17 protein-coding genes are annotated in these 14765 nt (G+C 64.9%); 8 read left to right on the top strand and 9 right to left on the bottom strand.

The window, feature by feature from the left end:
* The first annotated feature begins 35 nt into the window (after positions 1-35).
* The 3 genes from QY325_10955 (at position 36) to QY325_10945 (ending at position 3994) form a co-directional block, all read left to right on the top strand.
* A complete protein-coding gene (locus tag QY325_10955; protein ID WKZ65279.1) occupies positions 36-1628 on the top strand; it encodes an SUMF1/EgtB/PvdO family nonheme iron enzyme in 1593 nt (530 codons plus the stop codon).
* Positions 1629-1635: 7 nt separating this feature from the next.
* Positions 1636-2841, top strand: a complete 1206-nt coding sequence (locus QY325_10950) for a hypothetical protein (protein WKZ65278.1) — start codon at positions 1636-1638, stop codon at positions 2839-2841.
* A 130-nt stretch (positions 2842-2971) separates the two neighbouring features.
* Positions 2972-3994: a nucleoid-associated protein gene (locus QY325_10945; protein ID WKZ65277.1), complete on the top strand. Its 1023-nt coding sequence runs from the start codon at positions 2972-2974 to the stop codon at positions 3992-3994.
* Positions 3995-4109: 115 nt separating this feature from the next.
* On the opposite strand, the gene moaA is transcribed toward QY325_10945, so the two are convergent.
* Positions 4110-5102 (bottom strand): GTP 3',8-cyclase MoaA, encoded by a 993-nt coding sequence (gene moaA, locus QY325_10940; GenBank protein ID WKZ65276.1) that lies wholly within the window; start codon positions 5100-5102, stop codon positions 4110-4112.
* A gap of 67 nt (positions 5103-5169) precedes the next feature.
* Between moaA and QY325_10935 the strand changes: the two genes are divergently transcribed.
* The 4 genes from QY325_10935 to QY325_10920 are packed head-to-tail and all read left to right on the top strand — an operon-like array spanning position 5170 to position 7753.
* Positions 5170-5712 carry a lipocalin family protein gene (locus QY325_10935; protein WKZ65275.1) on the top strand — a complete coding sequence of 181 codons (543 nt, stop codon included), beginning with the start codon at positions 5170-5172 and terminating at the stop codon, positions 5710-5712.
* Between the two features lie 28 nt (positions 5713-5740).
* Positions 5741-6319: a DNA-3-methyladenine glycosylase I gene (locus QY325_10930; protein WKZ65274.1), complete on the top strand. Its 579-nt coding sequence runs from the start codon at positions 5741-5743 to the stop codon at positions 6317-6319.
* Between the two features lie 16 nt (positions 6320-6335).
* Positions 6336-7166, top strand: a complete 831-nt coding sequence (gene fdhD, locus QY325_10925) for a formate dehydrogenase accessory sulfurtransferase FdhD (protein ID WKZ65273.1) — start codon at positions 6336-6338, stop codon at positions 7164-7166.
* Positions 7163-7753 carry a GrpB family protein gene (locus tag QY325_10920; GenBank protein WKZ65272.1) on the top strand — a complete coding sequence of 197 codons (591 nt, stop codon included), beginning with the start codon at positions 7163-7165 and terminating at the stop codon, positions 7751-7753. Before fdhD ends, QY325_10920 begins: the two co-directional genes overlap by 4 nt.
* 144 nt (positions 7754-7897) lie before the next feature.
* Here the strand turns inward: QY325_10920 and QY325_10915 are convergent, their stop codons facing one another.
* The 8 genes from QY325_10915 to panC form a co-directional block, all read right to left on the bottom strand.
* Positions 7898-8272, bottom strand: coding sequence for a hypothetical protein (locus QY325_10915; GenBank protein WKZ65271.1), 375 nt, complete (start codon positions 8270-8272; stop codon positions 7898-7900).
* Positions 8273-8380: 108 nt separating this feature from the next.
* Positions 8381-9022 (bottom strand): response regulator transcription factor, encoded by a 642-nt coding sequence (locus QY325_10910; protein ID WKZ65270.1) that lies wholly within the window; start codon positions 9020-9022, stop codon positions 8381-8383.
* 80 nt (positions 9023-9102) lie between these two features.
* On the bottom strand, positions 9103-9543 hold the full coding sequence (locus QY325_10905) for an STAS/SEC14 domain-containing protein (GenBank protein ID WKZ65269.1): 441 nt from the start codon (positions 9541-9543) through the stop codon (positions 9103-9105).
* Positions 9544-9653: 110 nt separating this feature from the next.
* Entirely contained in the window at positions 9654-11030 is a 1377-nt protein-coding gene (radA, locus tag QY325_10900) for a DNA repair protein RadA (protein WKZ65268.1), read from the bottom strand.
* Positions 11023-11526: a D-glycero-beta-D-manno-heptose 1-phosphate adenylyltransferase gene (rfaE2, locus tag QY325_10895; GenBank protein ID WKZ65267.1), complete on the bottom strand. Its 504-nt coding sequence runs from the start codon at positions 11524-11526 to the stop codon at positions 11023-11025. Before rfaE2 ends, radA begins: the two co-directional genes overlap by 8 nt.
* Positions 11523-12548 carry a lysylphosphatidylglycerol synthase transmembrane domain-containing protein gene (locus QY325_10890; GenBank protein ID WKZ65266.1) on the bottom strand — a complete coding sequence of 342 codons (1026 nt, stop codon included), beginning with the start codon at positions 12546-12548 and terminating at the stop codon, positions 11523-11525. Before QY325_10890 ends, rfaE2 begins: the two co-directional genes overlap by 4 nt.
* Positions 12545-12898, bottom strand: a complete 354-nt coding sequence (gene panD, locus QY325_10885; GenBank protein WKZ65265.1) for an aspartate 1-decarboxylase — start codon at positions 12896-12898, stop codon at positions 12545-12547. Before panD ends, QY325_10890 begins: the two co-directional genes overlap by 4 nt.
* A 72-nt stretch (positions 12899-12970) precedes the next feature.
* Positions 12971-13819 carry a pantoate--beta-alanine ligase gene (gene panC, locus QY325_10880; protein ID WKZ65264.1) on the bottom strand — a complete coding sequence of 283 codons (849 nt, stop codon included), beginning with the start codon at positions 13817-13819 and terminating at the stop codon, positions 12971-12973.
* Positions 13820-13923: 104 nt separating this feature from the next.
* On the opposite strand from panC, the gene QY325_10875 reads away from it, so the two are divergent.
* Complete coding sequence (locus tag QY325_10875) at positions 13924-14748, top strand: glycogen/starch synthase (protein WKZ65263.1); 825 nt, start codon at positions 13924-13926, stop codon at positions 14746-14748.
* Positions 14749-14765: the final 17 nt, after the last annotated feature.

Below are 14765 nucleotides of genomic sequence, written 5' to 3'. Positions count from 1 at the left end.
TTGAAGTGATCCGTGACCATTTCCCCCACCGCACCATGGCGCAAATACTCCACTTCCTCCTTAGAACGCTGCTGATCGCAACGCTCTTGACCTGCCAAGGACCAACTTCACTGGCCAACAACATCCAGATCACCAACGCCAGCCTCACCAACAACAACGGCACCTTCGCCTTCATCCAGTTCGACCTGAGCTGGGAGAACAGCTGGCGCGGAGGAGGCCTGGCGAACTGGGATGCCGCCTGGGTCTTTGTGAAGTACCGCGATGTGAACAATGTATGGCACCATGTGAACCTTGCCCCGAACGGCCATGTGATCCCGGCGGGCTCCGGTGCGGCGCTCTCCACGGCGCCGGTGAACGTGAACACGCCCTACGACCCGGTCACCAACCCCAATGTGGGGGTATTCATCCACCGGGGCATTCCCGGGTCCGGGACCTTCAGCCTCACCGGGGTGCAGCTCAAGTGGAACTATGCCGCGGAGGGGATCGCCTATGCCGATGTGGACGACGTCGGTGTATTCGGCATCGAGATGGTCTACGTGCCTGAAGGACCCTTCATAGTGGGGCAGAACGCCACCTATGCGCGGTTCCAGCGCACGTATATCAACACGGCCGATGCGAGCGTGGTGCCCACGGGCAACGGGGGCCCGTTGAGCAGTCCACAAGGTGGACACGCCATCGGTGAGGATCAACCGCCATCGGATCGTCCCAACGGCTATCGCGGGTTCTATTGCATGAAGTATGAGCTGAGCCAGCAGACCTACGCGGATTATTTGAACACGCTCACGCTCAGCGAACAGGTGCTTCGGACCACGCCCCCCTTCACACCGCCCTCAACACCGGTCCCGTACATGCCCACAGGAACCCCTGTTGTTTCGGCCACGGCACGGAACGGTCTCGTGGTCGCGGTCCCGAGCACGGGGTTCGCGCCCGCTCAGTTCGGATGCGACCTGAACGGCAACGACGTGGTGGGTGAGGCTGATGACGGCGGTGATATCCCGATGAACTGGGTGAGCGGGAAGGACTACATGGCCTTCCTGGATTGGAGCGGGCTCAGGCCCCTATCCGACATGGAATTCGAGAAAGTGTGCCGGGGGCCGAACCTGCCGGTGATAAATGAGTACGCTTGGGGGAATACGGCGATCATGACCACCCCGTATCTCCTCTCCGGTCCAGGCACCGCGACCGAAGGCATCGGTCTGGGATATCAGACGACCTTGGGGAACGCGAACCACGCGGGGACATCCACGGCTTACGATGGCCCGGTACGTTCGGGTTGTTTTGCGGCCAACCCGGCCAACAATGGCCGCATGACCGCAGGGGTTTCCTATTACGGTGCGATGGAAATGAGCGGCAACCTGGCCGAACTGATTGGCGACGTGCATGTGCCATCAAGCAACTCGAACTACTCCTACACCTATTCGTTGCATGGCAACGGCAGTTTGGATGCGGCGGCCGAGGCGGATGCCTTCAACGTTGAATGGGGTGCTCCTTCTGGGCTTGGGGCCAGAGGTGGTCATTTCGCTTCTGTTGTCGAGAGCCTCCAGGTCTCGCGCAACACTACCGGAACTCCCGGTTCGGATCCTCGCTTGGAATGGGCCGGCATCCGCGGCGCACGTTCCGCTCCCTGATCGCACCATGATGCGGATCGCACTCCTCTGGTGTTCGCTGCTGCTGCTCGGTCCTTGGAGCACCGTGCATGCGCAGTATGCCGGTGGTGTGGGTCGTGGCGATGGGGCCGCGGTGCCGCCGCCATCATCCATCGCCACGGCCATTCTCCAGGGAGGTTCAGGCTGTGGCGATGCGGCCTGGCTGCCCTCGTTCGCGCCGGTTTCCGGCGCCATCTACACCGGTGGGAATGGTCGAGGTGATCGTGCGGACCTGCCGCTTCCCATGGTGCTTTTCGGGGCGATCTTCAGCGGAGGTCCGGGCCGTGGTGATGATGCCGCCATGCCAGCACCCCTACAGCTCCCGGTCGCGATCTTCCAAGGCGGTGCTGGCCGGGGTGATGACGCCGTGCTGCCTGCTCCCCTCCCATTGGCTGCGGCCATCTATTCCGGAGGTGTAGGACGGGGCGATCACATGGTGATCTTCAGCCTGCCGCAGGACCTTCTCCTGCTGGCCCGCGCGTGGCTCGAAGGCCCCTACGACGGCTTCTTCCAGATGCATGACAGCCTTCGCGCCCAGGGCCTCATCCCGCTCACCGAGCCTTACACCGCGCTGGGGTTCGGGATCATCAACGGGGGAGGCGAGTCCATCGACCCCTCGGTGCTGGACACACAGGGGAACGGCAACGTGGTGGACTGGGTGCTCATCGAGCTGCGTTCCGCGCTCGATCCGGCAGAGGTGGTGGCCTCCCGGTGCGCGCTGATCCTGCAGAACGGCTTCATCGTTGACACGGATGGAAGCTCCCCGGTGGGCTTCTTCGATCTTGCACCGGGTGACTACCATGTCGCTCTACGCCACCGCAATCACTTGGGTGTAATGAGCCTGGTGCCCCAGTCGTTCACCGGGGGCACGGTGCTGGTCGACTTAACCCAGCCGTACACCCTGACCTACGGGACGGAGGCCCGCAAGTCCATCAATGCCAGCATGGCCTTGTGGGCAGGTGATGTCAACCACGATGGCACCATCAAGTACACCGGCGAGTTGAATGATAGGGACCCGATACTCACGGCCATTGGTGGGGTCGTTCCAACAGCGGTCAGCAGCGGATATCTCACCGAGGACGTGAACATGGATGGGCAGGCCAAGTACACCGGCGAGGGTAACGACCGGGACATCATCCTCCTGAACATCGGAGGTGCTGTGCCCACGAACACGCGTGAGGGGCAGTTGCCATAGACCTAACAGGCTTTCCTATGGGGGGGGGGTACCCAAGGCTGGCCACGTTGGATGTAGGGAGTGCATGCGTGATGTACGTCTCGGATAACTTCGCCGCCTCGCCTTCGCCAGAAGGCCCGGCGCGCAACGCATGATCAACGGCAAGGAGGCCCTGGTGGAGGAGTTCGTGCTCCATCGCATCGGCACGGAAGGGGCGCCCAGCATCCTCAGCGACTACAGCGCGGTGCTCCAGGGGCCCGAGGAGCAGGAGTTCCTGCGCAAGCTCTTCCTGAAGCCCTTCGCCGGGGTGGTGCAGACCCATGCCTTCGCCAACCGCGAGGATGCCGGGGTGAATCACCTGCAGGAGCTGTGCGCCAAGGTGGAACAGGGCAAGGAGCTGGTGGCCGTGTCGCGCGCCATGGCCAAGCAGCTCATCGAAGTGGCCCAGGAGCACGAGGTCCGCACCGGCGACCTGTTCGTGGTGCGCTTCCACGGGGTGGAGCTGGGCGGCGCCCGCGTGGATGCCGTTGGCCTGTACAAGTTCGACGACAAGGAGGTCTTCCTCGAGAGCCGCGCCGAGGCGGACAGCATCAGCATGCAACTGAAGCGCGGTTTGGGCGGCCGCAAGCCCGACCAGGCGGTGCTGGTGCTCTTCACCCCGGAGGAGCACACCCTGCTGGTGATCGACGACGACCCGCGCAGCGGCTTCTGGCAGCAGGTCTTCATCGGCCTGCGGGCGAAGCAGGACCACGTGAACAGCACCCGCAATGTGCTGGAGATGACCCGCACATTTATCACCGAGCAGCTGCCACAGGACTACGAGATCCCCAAGGCCGACCAGATCGACCTGCTGAACCGGTCGGTGCAGTACTTCAAGGAGAACACGGCCTTCGATCGCAGCTCCTTCGCCCGCGAGGTGTTCCAGAGCGATGAGGTCATCGGTTCCTTCGAGCGCTTCGGCGACCGATTCAAGGAGGAGCGTGCCGTGGACCTGGAGGACCGCTTCGAGATCAGCGCCGATGCGGTGAAGAAGCAGGCCCGTGTGTTCAAGAGCGTGCTGAAGCTGGACAAGAACTTCCACATCTACATCCACGGGGACCGCGACAAGATCGAACGAGGTGTGGACGACAGCGGCCGGAAGTACTACAAGATCTACTACGACCAGGAGCTTTGAGGGTTGTTCGCCGCGGAGATGCCAAGAGCGCGGAGGAGTGCCTATCCGGTGTTGGGTGGCATGGGAGTGACGAACGCGCTCACTGGGCGGCCTTTGCGTCTTTGGGGTGAGCTCCTCACCCCCCGATCGCCACCATCGGCCGTTCGCTCAGGTCATGCAGGACCTCCTCCTGCTTCTCGGGCTTGAAGGGCGGCAATCCGCCGAGCATGGCGTGCTTCGCCAGCACATTCGCCTCGATCAAGGGGGCGATGTCCTCGCCACGGCGCAGGGCGGAGAGCAGGTCCGTCTCCTCCCGCGCGAAGAGGCAGTTGCGCATCTTGCCTTCGGCTGTCAGGCGCAGGCGGTCGCAGCTGCCGCAAAAGGGCTCTGTCACCGTGCTGATCACCGCAAAGGTGCCTTTCCAGCCAGGCACGCGGTAGGCCTTGGCCGTGCTGTGCGGGTCGTCGTCCAGCTTCTCGAAGCTGTGCACGCTGCCGATGTGGCCCAGCATCTCGGCGTAGGTGTACACGCGCTCGCGGCCCCAGTGGTTGCCGGCGAAGGGCATGAACTCGATGAAGCGCACATGGATGTCGCTGTCGCGGGTCAGCTCCACGAAGCGCAGGATCTCGTCATCGTTCACGTCGCGCATGACCACCATGTTGACCTTCACCCGCAAGCCGCGCTCCAACGCTGAGCGGATATTGCTCCAGACCGTGGCGAAGCCGTCGCGTCGCGTGATCCTCTTGAAGCGCTCGGCATCGAAGGAGTCAAGGCTTATGTTGAGGCCCTTCAATCCCGAATCGACCAGGCCATCCAGGTGCTTGTGCAGACTGAGCGCGTTGGTGGTAAGGCCCAGCGATGCGCCGAGCTGTGCCATGTCACGCACGATGTCCACGGCATCCGGTCGCACCAAGGGCTCGCCTCCCGTGAGCCTGATCTTGTTCACGCCGTACCGCTCCACGAACAGCCGGGCGATGGTGGCGATCTCCTCCCGCGTCATCAGTTCCTCCCGCTTCAGGAAGTGCTGGTCCTCTGGCATGCAGTAGGTGCAGCGCAGGTCGCACTTGTCCACGATGCTGATGCGCAGGCTGCGGTGCGTGCGGCCGTGGCCGTCGGTGAGCGCGATCATGGGCGCAACGAAGGTACCGTGCTACCTTTTCGCCTCGGTGCTTGCCGCCGCATTGTATATGCGCAACTTGTTCTCCCCGCTCTTGGTCATGCTCTTCGCCGGTTGCGCCTCCAAGCCGCCCGGCATGACGCCGGTGCGACCTTTTGCGGTGGACCGCTACTTGGGCCTGTGGTATGAGGTGGCCCGCTTGGACCATTCCTTCGAGCGCGGCCTGGAGCAGGTCACAGCACAATACGACCGCAACGCGGACGGTTCCATCCGCGTGCTGAACCGCGGCTACGATACCGCCCAGGGACGGTGGAAGGAAGCGACGGGAAAGGCAAAGCTGGCAGGTGCGGCCGATGAGGGCCGGTTGAAGGTGTCCTTCTTCGGGCCCTTCTATGGCGGATACAATGTCGTGGCACTCGATGCGGACTACCGCCACGCCCTGGTGGTGGGCAACAGCACGAAGTACCTGTGGATCCTGTCACGAACACCCGAACTGCCGGAGGAGGCCCGCGTCCGCTATCTGGCGCTGGCCCGTGAGCTGGGCTGCGATCCCGATGCGCTCATCTGGGTGAGGCACGATCAAGCACCGGCAAATGGCATGGCGCCTTGGATGCCTCATTGAGCTGCCCCATTCCAATGACCATCGGACGATGAAGCACAAGGCCTCTCTGCTGCGCTGCACCTGGCCCGGCGACGACGCCCTCATGCTCGCCTACCACGACACCGTGTGGGGGACGCCGGAGCATGACGATGTGAAGCTCTACGCCAAGCTGGTGCTCGATGGGGCCCAGGCAGGCCTGAGCTGGAAGACCATCCTGTACCGCAGCGAGGGCTATCGGAAGGCCTTTGACGATTGGAATGTGGAGAAGATCGCCCGGTACGGGAAGAGGGACGTTGAGCGTCTGCTGGCCGACGAAGGCATCATCCGCAACCGGGCCAAGGTGGAGAGCGCCATCAAGAACGCCCAGGCCTGGCTCCGGATCATGGAGGGGGGGAAGGGCGCCTTCAACGACTTCCTGTGGAAGCATGTGGACCACCGGACGGTCGTGAACCGTTGGACCGACACCCGGCAGCTGCCCGCGAGCACCCCGGTCTCTGATGCGCTGAGCAAAGACCTGAAGAAGGCGGGCTTCAGCTTCGTGGGCACCACCATCGTCTACGCCTACATGCAGGCCATCGGCATGGTGGACGACCATCTGGTGGGCTGCTTCCGCAAGGCGAAGGGATAGGCGGTAGTTTCGGGGCGTGAGCGTGCGTGTGCCTGTAGACCCGGTGGCGATCCTGCGGGTGGAAGCCGGGGTATCCGCGCCGGCGGATGACCTGTTGGTCACCGAGGAGCCTTTGGAGATCCGCCTCGGTCACGGGCCGCTCGACGATCGCCGGGAGTTCCGGCTGAGCGTGACCATGCGCACGCCGGGTCATGACGAGGAGCTCGCGCTGGGATTTCTCTTCACCGAAGGGCTTATCGCGGCGCCGGACGAGGTGCTGCGCGTGGCCTACTGTGCGAACGTGAAGCCCGAGGAGCGCGGCAACGTGGTGCGCGCCGAGCTGCGGCCGGACATCGAGCTGGATCCCTTGCGCTGGCAGCGCAACTTCTACACCACCAGCAGCTGCGGGGTGTGCGGCAAGAGCAGCATCGAGGCGGTCCATGCGCAGTGCCTGCGGACCATCCGGCCCTGGGGTGGGGTCGATGCGGAAGTGATCACGGCCTTGCCGGACCGCATGCGTGCGGCACAGACGGTATTCAGGCATACGGGTGGTATCCATGCGGCCGCGCTGTTCGATCGTGAGGGAGGGCTCCTGGTGCTGCGCGAGGATGTGGGCCGCCACAATGCTGTGGACAAGGTGATCGGGGCGGCGCTCAATGCCCAGCTGCCGACCGAGAAGAGCATGCTGCTCGTCAGTGGCCGGGCGGGCTTCGAGCTCGTGCAGAAGTGCGTGGTGGCGGGCATCCCTTTGATGGCCGCCGTAGGAGCGCCCTCCTCCTTGGCCGTGCAGCTGGCGCGCGATAGCGGTCTCACGCTCTTGGGCTTCCTCCGCGACGACCGCTTCAATATCTATGCAGGCGGAGCATGAGCACATCTACCCGCATCCCTTCGGAGCGCATCGCGGAGCTCACCCGCGAACCCATCGCCATCACACCCTATGATCCGGCCTGGCCAGCGCGGTATGCGGCCGAAGAGGCCCGACTCAAGGCTGCGCTGCCCGGCGACCTCTGCACGTGCATCGCCCATATCGGGAGCACGGCCGTGCCCGGCCTCAGTGCCAAGCCGGTCATCGACATCCAAGTGGAGGTGACCGACCTGGGCCGTGTTCGCATCGAAGTGGTGCCGGTGATGAAGCAGCTCGGCTATGAGTTCATCTGGCGGCCCAGCATGGGCGAGCGGGCGCCATGGTATGCCTGGTTCATTGCGCGCGATGGGGCGGGAAACCGGATGGTGCATGTCCATATGGTGGAACCGGATCAGGCCACAGCGGACCGCCTGCTCTTTCGCGACTACCTGCGGGCCCGCCCGGAGGCTGCCGCGGCCTATGAATCCCTCAAGCGCGCATTGGCGCAGGAGTTCCCGAATGACCGTGCGGCGTACACGGCGCACAAGTCGGCATTCATCCAGGATGCGCTGCGCGAGGCGCGCGGAACAGCCACCCCGCCGGAGGCCTAGGGGCCGAAACCATCGGGAGCGGATGCCGGGCATCGCAGTCCAAGGCACTGCAGCGTCGGGAATCCGCGCAAGGCCTTGTGCGCTTTAATGGCTGATGCCGGACTGCCGCCGGCGGAACCTGTGGGGCGGATCCGTGCCGGGGGGCTAAGGAGAGCTCAGCAGCCAGGCATGCGTCTGGCCGCCTTTCGCCGCCCGCCAGAAGTAGCAGAACCGGTTGCGCTTGCCATTGAGCAGTGCCTGCACCTCCGGATGGTCACGGTCAGCATAGAACAGTTCGATGCGCCCTGTGGCTTCATCGAAGCGGGGCTGCCGGGGGATGCCGTCCGCAACGAAGCTCACAAGGACGCTGCGTGCCTTGCTGCCTTGGCGCGCCGGGGTCCCTGCGAACTCCATGCGGTCGGGTGCGCTGCGAAGGGCCTTGGTGATGCGCAGCACCTCCAAGGCGCCGAATGCCCGTAGACGCTCCGCTGCGCGTGGGCCGCTATCGGATAAGGCTGCCCGGCTGGTGGTCGTTTGCATGACGGAGGCGGTTAAGCGGTGAATATCGGTCTTGACGGCGCGCTTCCCCATGACGGTTTGCCTGCGAAGGCCAAACTTCATGTAGGCTTAACGATCGCATTACCTTGATCAAACCCAGCGGCGGTCCAGCGCGTACTTCACCAGACCGGCGGAGCTGCGGACGTTCAGCTTGGTCATCAGCTTCTTCCGGTGGCTCTTCACGGTCTCTTCGCTGATGAACAGCGCCGCGCCGATCTCGGAATTCGTCCGCTCCAGCGCGATGAGGCGGATGATCTCGCGCTCCCGTGCGGTCAAGCCGATGTATTCCCCATCGGGACGCTTCTCCGTGTAGCGATACCCATTGGCTACGCTCACCTGAGCGGCCTGGCTCAGGAAGCGCTGGCCTTGCACGCAGCTGCATATGGCTTCCACCAGCTCTTCGCGCGGGCCGCCTTTCACCAGGTACCCGCATGCACCCTCGATGAGCATGCTATTCACGTATTCGATCTCGGTCAAGGCCGAGAAGGCGAGCACCCGCAGCCCGGGGAACTCCCGGTGGATGGCCCGCATGGTGTCGATGCCATCCTTGCCGGGCAGCGAAACCTCCAGGAGCACCAGATCAGCTGGCGTCCGGCGCAGGAAGTCCAGCAGTTCCGTTCCGGTGCGCACATGTCCGGTCACCTGCAATCCGTCGACCCCCTGCAGCCACGACCGCACGCCTTCGGCGATCAGCTCCAGCGGGTCGGCGATGACGATGCGCGTGCCTTCCATGGATCATGCGCCCATCCAGAGGGGAAGGGCCCATCGAAGCTAACGCCTGCAGGGCACTCCGCACGGCACGGCTCCTGGTTTCACCCGTTGTGGGCGATCCGCCCGGCAGACCGGCTCCGCCCGAGGGCAGAGGGGACCTGGGTCCGCAGCCATTCCAGTGCGGCGGCCTCCTTCCGGAAGACCCGCGCCGGAAAGGGCTGGGGGAACCAGTTGAAATAGAACCTGGAGACGCTGTGCATCAAGGGCGCCGGGGCTACTACGGCCAGTGCGGCGATCCGTCGATGGTCGCGCTCGCCCAGGAAGTGGTCCACGTTGGTAGCCTCCGGTGCGACCGGCACTTCGGGCGGGATGATGACCAGCAGGGCGTGCGGCTCACCGCCAAGCGATCGCTCCAGCGCACGGGCGGCCTTGCGGATGTGGTTGGGCTCGAAGCGCATGCTCGACTTGTAGCGCTGCACGAGGAGCCGCGGTTCCGGCTGTTCAATGGTGAAGAGCGGGGCAGGGGGTAGGTTCCTGGCCATGGGGTAGGGTGGGACTCTTCCGGGTCATGGCTCCTCCACCGGTGCACCCTTGCTGCATGCACCGGCTGATGCAATGACGTGGATCCCGCCATCGGGTTGGTTCCCCGCCGCTAGCCGAACAGGTGGCTGAGGACCTCCTCCACGCGCCCAACCTGCACCAGGGCGATGCCCTTGGGGTTGCCGACGCCCTTGGTGCCCCGGGGGATGAACATGCGCGAGAAGCCCATCTTCTGCGCTTCGGCGATGCGCTGCTCGGTGCGGGTCACGGGGCGGATCTCGCCGGTGAGACCGACCTCCCCGCAGAACGCGCAGTCCATGGGGATCGGGATATCGGCGTTGCTGCTGAGCACCGCGCACACCACTGCGAGGTCGATGGCCGGCTCCTCCACGCGGAAGCCGCCGGCGAGGTTGAGGAACACGTCCTTCTGCCCAAGCCGGAATCCGCAGCGCTTCTCAAGCACCGCCAGCAGCATGTTCATGCGCCGCAGGTCGAAGCCCGTGGCGCTGCGCTGCGGCGTGCCGTATACGGCGCTGCTCACCAGCGCCTGCACCTCGATCAGCAGCGGGCGCTGCCCTTCGAGCGTCGCGCTCACGGCCACGCCGCTGGGGCGCTCGCGGCGGTCCCCGAGCAGCACCTGGCTGGGGTCCTCCACGGCCGCAAGACCGGTGCCGTGCATCTCGTAGATGCCCAGCTCGTTCGTGCTGCCGAAACGGTTCTTCAGGGGGCGCAGCAGCCGGTAGGCGTGGTCACGGTCGCCCTCGAACTGCAGCACGCAGTCCACCATGTGCTCCAGCACCTTGGGGCCGGCGATGAAGCCGTCCTTGGTGATGTGACCGATGAGCACCATGGGCACATCGGTGGCCTTGGCGAAGCGCATGAGCTCGGCTGTGCATTCCCGCACCTGTCCCACGCTGCCGGGGCTGGCATCGAGGGTGGCGGTGTGCAGCGTCTGTACGCTGTCGATCACCACCAGCCCCGGCCGCAAGGCTTCGATGTGCTTGAAGATGTTCTGGGTGTTGGTCTCCGTCAGCACATAGCATCCTTCTCCCACGGCCGCGCCGGCTTCCTGCTGCAGGCGCTCCGCACGCATCTTCACCTGGTGCTCGCTCTCCTCGCCGCTCACGTACAGGGTGCGCAGGTGCGGATTGCGCAGCGCGGTCTGCAGCAGCAGCGTGCTCTTGCCGATGCCGGGCTCTCCGCCGATGAGGGTGATGCTGCCGGGCACCAGTCCGCCGCCCAGCACACGGCTCAGTTCACGGTCGCTCAGCGGGATGCGGGGGCCGTCCTGCGCGGGGATGTCGCCGATGGCGATGGGCTTGGCGCCCCGGCCCTTCACGCTGGCCGGTGTACCGCGCTTCTCCTCCACGCGGTCGCGCACCTCCTCCACGAGGGTATTCCATTGCTTGCAGCTGGGGCACTGCCCGAGCCATTGGGGGAAGGCCGAGCCGCAGGCCTGGCAGACGAATTGGGAACGGACCTTAGCCACGGCGGATCCGCTCGACCAGGGCCGTGGTGGAGAATCCGTCCACGAGCTTCAGGCTGCGCACCGCGCCGCCCGCGGCCCTCACCTCCTGGGCCCCGACGATGCGGTCTTCGCTCCAGTCCCCGCCTTTCACCAGCACATCCGGCACGATGGCCTTGATCAGGTCCAGCGGCGTGTCCTCATCGAAGATCACCACGGCATCCACGAGTCGGAGTGCGGCAAGGACCTTGGCCCGGCTGTCCTGGTCGTTCAGCGGCCGATCCGCGCCCTTGCCTTGACGGCGTACGCTGGCATCGCTGTTCACGCCGATCACCAAGCGGTCGCCCAGCGCGGCGGCCTCCTGCAGGTACTCCACGTGCCCACGGTGAAGGATGTCGAAGCAGCCGTTGGTGAACACCACCCGGTCGCCCTTCATGCGCCAGATGTTGCAGAGCCGTTTGAGGTTCTCCAGGTCCACCACCCGGCGGTCCGTTGTAGGCGTGGCGACATCGCTGCTCATGGCTGGGCCGGTTTCTTCAACGCCGACAAAAGTAGCGACGCACCGCCCAGCACGATGAGCATGACGGTCTGTGCCGCCCAGAGCAGCCAGCCCATGGCCAATGCATCGGGCCGCAACAGGCCGCCGCCTTCGGGAGGTGGCATGTATACCCCCACGATGAGCGCCACGAATGCGGGGTACACGCCGATGCCGCCCTGCACGAGGATGATTCCGATGGCGCCGGCGATGAAGCCGGCGAGGATGGCATCGAAGCTCACTTCCGACATGGTCGGCAGGCAATAGAACCCCACGTAGAACATCCCCACGTAGGAGGCCCAGATGAGCAGGGTGTGCCCTAGGAACAGGAGCTTCTTGCGGGTGTGGAGCACGGTCTGCAGCCCTTGGAGGAACCCGCGCACCGCATCCATGGCCCGGGCGCGCAGCGCCGGGCGCGTGATCACGATGTAGGCACCCGCCGCGGCCACGAGCGCCAGGGCCGCTACCAGGATCATCCCCAGGTGCCCGCCGCCTTCGTCCGTCGCCGCACCGCCCTGTTCGGCCCTGAACCGCGCGATCTGCGCCTGGAAGAGGTCCAGCTTGTCGATCTGCATGGCTACGGCTGCTCCCGCGATCGCCAGGAGCACGGCCATGTCCACCACGCGCTCCGCCATCACGGTGCCGAAGCCCTTCTCGAACGGCACCTGCTCGGCGCGGTACAGCAGCGCTGCTCGGCTCGCCTCGCCGGCGCGCGGGATGAACATGTTCACGAAGTAGCCCGTCATGACGCCATGGTAGCAGTTCCAGAACCCGGGTCGGTAGCCGAGCGGCTCCAGCAGGTAGCGCCAGCGCCAGGCGCGGCTCACATGCGCCACCCAGCCCACGGCGATGGCCAGCATCAGCCAGCCCATGTCGGCCTGTCGGAACGCGTTGAACAGCTCCGTGCGCTGTTCCGGGCTCAGGTCGCTGTACTGCTTGTGGATCAACCAGAAGCCGATGGCCAGCGGCAGGCCGAGCTTCAGGGCGTTGATCAACGCCTTCTTCACGCCTTCAGTTTGTTGGTGCGCTCGTCGGGGAAGACCACCACGGGCCGGAATGCGCGGGCCTCCTCGAGGCCCATGCGCGCATAGGCCACCACGATCACCACATCGCCCACCGTGGCCTTGAGCGCGGCCGGACCGTTCAGGCAGACCGCCCCGCTGCCCCGCTCACCCTTGATCACGTACGTTTCCAGGCGTTCGCCGTTGTTCACGTTCAGCACCTGCACTTTCTCGCCCTCCACGAAACCGGCCGCGTCGATCAGGTCCTCGTCGATGGTGATGCTGCCGATGTAGTTCACATCGGCCTCCGTGATGCGCACACGGTGGAGCTTGGCACGGAGCACTTCAATGGTCATGGCTCGGACTGGCCCCGATGGCCTTTACGCCTCAGGGGGCGCAAAGCTACCCTCCCGCTTGGGATTGGGCGCTCAGGGCCGCTTGGCGGTGATGTTGTCGATGAGCCTGACCGCGCCTACCCGGGCGGCGATCAGCAGGGCCGCCTCCGCCACCCCGTCCCAGTCGTGCAGCGGCTCCAAGGTGTCAGGGTGCGCAACGGCCAGGTATTCCACGCCAACGGCGGGCACGGTGGCGAGCACCTCCCGGCCGGCATCCAGCGCCTCGTCCACGGTGGCCCGGAAGCACAGGCGCGCAACCGCTTGCAGCGCTGCGTGCAGAATGGGGGCCTGCGCACGGTCCGCCGCAGTGAGCCGGAGGTTCCTTGAGCTCATGGCCAGGCCGTCCGGCTCCCGCACCGTGGGGCAGGGGCGGATGCGCTCAGGCCAGCGGTGTTCGCGGGCCATGGCACGGATGATGGCCAGTTGCTGGCGGTCCTTCTCCCCGAAGTAGGCCGCATCCGGCCGCACGAACAGGAAGAGCTGCTCCACCACGTTCACCACCCCTTGGAAATGCCCCGGACGATTCGGGCCCTCCCAGTGCCGGTCAAGCCCCAGCAGGTCGAAGACCTTCGGGGTGAACGATGCGAACAGCTCCTCGCGCCGGGGCAGGAAGACGCCGTGGCAGCCCGTCTGTTCCAGCAGCAGCTGGTCCTGTTCGAGCTGCACGGGGTAGCTCGCCAGGTCGTTCGGGTCGTTGAACTGCAGGGGGTTGACGAAGATGCTGCACACCACGCGGTCGCATTCGCTCAGGGCGATGCGCACCAGGTCCAAATGGCCTTCATGCAGGGCGCCCATGGTGGGCACGAAGCCGATGCGGGCCCCGCTGCGCCGGCAAGCCGCCGACCAGGTGGCCATCTCGGCCGGCTGGGTGATCACCTTCATTGAAGTCGTTGGGAATGAGGCCGGAAGCGGGCCAATCTAGGGTCCCTTCGTTGAAGTTACCCCCGAAAGTCTATATTTTTGTACCCCTGAATTCCCCTTGCCCCATGAGTTTGAAGAATGCGAAAGTGCTGACCATCTCCCAGTCCATCTCTCCGTTCATGGACATTCCGGAGGAGATGGCGAAGGTGACGCGCCAGCTGCCGCAGGGCATCCTGGACCGTGGTAACGAGATTCGCGTCTTCATGCCCAAGTTCGGGTGCATCAACGAGCGCAGGCACCAACTGCATGAGGTGATCCGCCTCAGCGGGATGAACCTCATCATCAACGACACCGATCACGCCCTGCTGATCAAAGTGGCCAGCGTGCCCAGCGCGCGCATGCAGGTGTACTTCATCGACAATGAGGAGTATTTCAAGCGCAAGGCCGACACGCACGACCAGGAGGGCTCCTTCTTCCCGGATAACGATGAGCGTGCGCTCTTCTTCGGCCGTGGCGTGCTGGAGACCGTTCGAAAGCTGGGGTGGGTGCCCGATATCATCCATTGCCATGGCTGGATGACGGCCTTCGTGCCCCTCTATATCCGGCACTACTTCGCGGACGACCCGCACTTCGAGAATGCGAAGCTGGTGATGAGCGTGTACGACCAGAAGGCGGAGCCGCTGGACAAGGACCTGGCGAAGAAGCTGGCCATGGAGGGCTTCGACAAGGACCTGCTCAAGGGCTTGAACAAGCCCACCACGGACGACCTCTACAAGTTCGGCATGGGCCTGAGCGATGCGGTGGTGAAGGGCAGCCCGAAGCTGGGCAAGGGCCTTGAGTCGGCCATCAAGGCCGAGGACAAGCCCACGCTGGCCTACGCCGGCGGCTCGGACCTGATCGGTGCCCACGCGGAGTTCTACCACAGCGTGCTCGAAGCCGCCTTGGTGTGAGCGGGCTTTCGCAACCA

It is taken from the genome of Flavobacteriales bacterium (genome assembly GCA_030584065.1).
Classification (GTDB): domain Bacteria; phylum Bacteroidota; class Bacteroidia; order Flavobacteriales_F; family PHOS-HE28; genus PHOS-HE28.
The sequence above is the reverse complement of the archived record's forward strand: the minus strand, read 5'-3'. Positions and strand labels throughout refer to the sequence as shown.

What these genes read in the sequence shown, in the direction of transcription:
- rfaE2 (WKZ65267.1), bottom strand. Translation starts at nt 11,526, where the DNA reads ATGAGCAGCGATGTCGCCACGCCTACAACGGACCGCCGGGTGGTGGAC.
- moaA (WKZ65276.1), bottom strand. Translation starts at nt 5,102, where the DNA reads ATGATCGCGCTCACCGACGGCCACGGCCGCACGCACCGCAGCCTGCGC.
- panC (WKZ65264.1), bottom strand. Translation starts at nt 13,819, where the DNA reads ATGAAGGTGATCACCCAGCCGGCCGAGATGGCCACCTGGTCGGCGGCT.
- QY325_10875 (WKZ65263.1), top strand. Translation starts at nt 13,924, where the DNA reads ATGAGTTTGAAGAATGCGAAAGTGCTGACCATCTCCCAGTCCATCTCT.
- QY325_10910 (WKZ65270.1), bottom strand. Translation starts at nt 9,022, where the DNA reads ATGGAAGGCACGCGCATCGTCATCGCCGACCCGCTGGAGCTGATCGCC.
- QY325_10930 (WKZ65274.1), top strand. Translation starts at nt 5,741, where the DNA reads ATGAAGCACAAGGCCTCTCTGCTGCGCTGCACCTGGCCCGGCGACGAC.
- QY325_10955 (WKZ65279.1), top strand. Translation starts at nt 36, where the DNA reads ATGGCGCAAATACTCCACTTCCTCCTTAGAACGCTGCTGATCGCAACG.
- panD (WKZ65265.1), bottom strand. Translation starts at nt 12,898, where the DNA reads ATGACCATTGAAGTGCTCCGTGCCAAGCTCCACCGTGTGCGCATCACG.
- QY325_10950 (WKZ65278.1), top strand. Translation starts at nt 1,636, where the DNA reads ATGATGCGGATCGCACTCCTCTGGTGTTCGCTGCTGCTGCTCGGTCCT.
- QY325_10915 (WKZ65271.1), bottom strand. Translation starts at nt 8,272, where the DNA reads ATGCAAACGACCACCAGCCGGGCAGCCTTATCCGATAGCGGCCCACGC.
- QY325_10920 (WKZ65272.1), top strand. Translation starts at nt 7,163, where the DNA reads ATGAGCACATCTACCCGCATCCCTTCGGAGCGCATCGCGGAGCTCACC.
- QY325_10905 (WKZ65269.1), bottom strand. Translation starts at nt 9,543, where the DNA reads ATGGCCAGGAACCTACCCCCTGCCCCGCTCTTCACCATTGAACAGCCG.
- QY325_10945 (WKZ65277.1), top strand. Translation starts at nt 2,972, where the DNA reads ATGATCAACGGCAAGGAGGCCCTGGTGGAGGAGTTCGTGCTCCATCGC.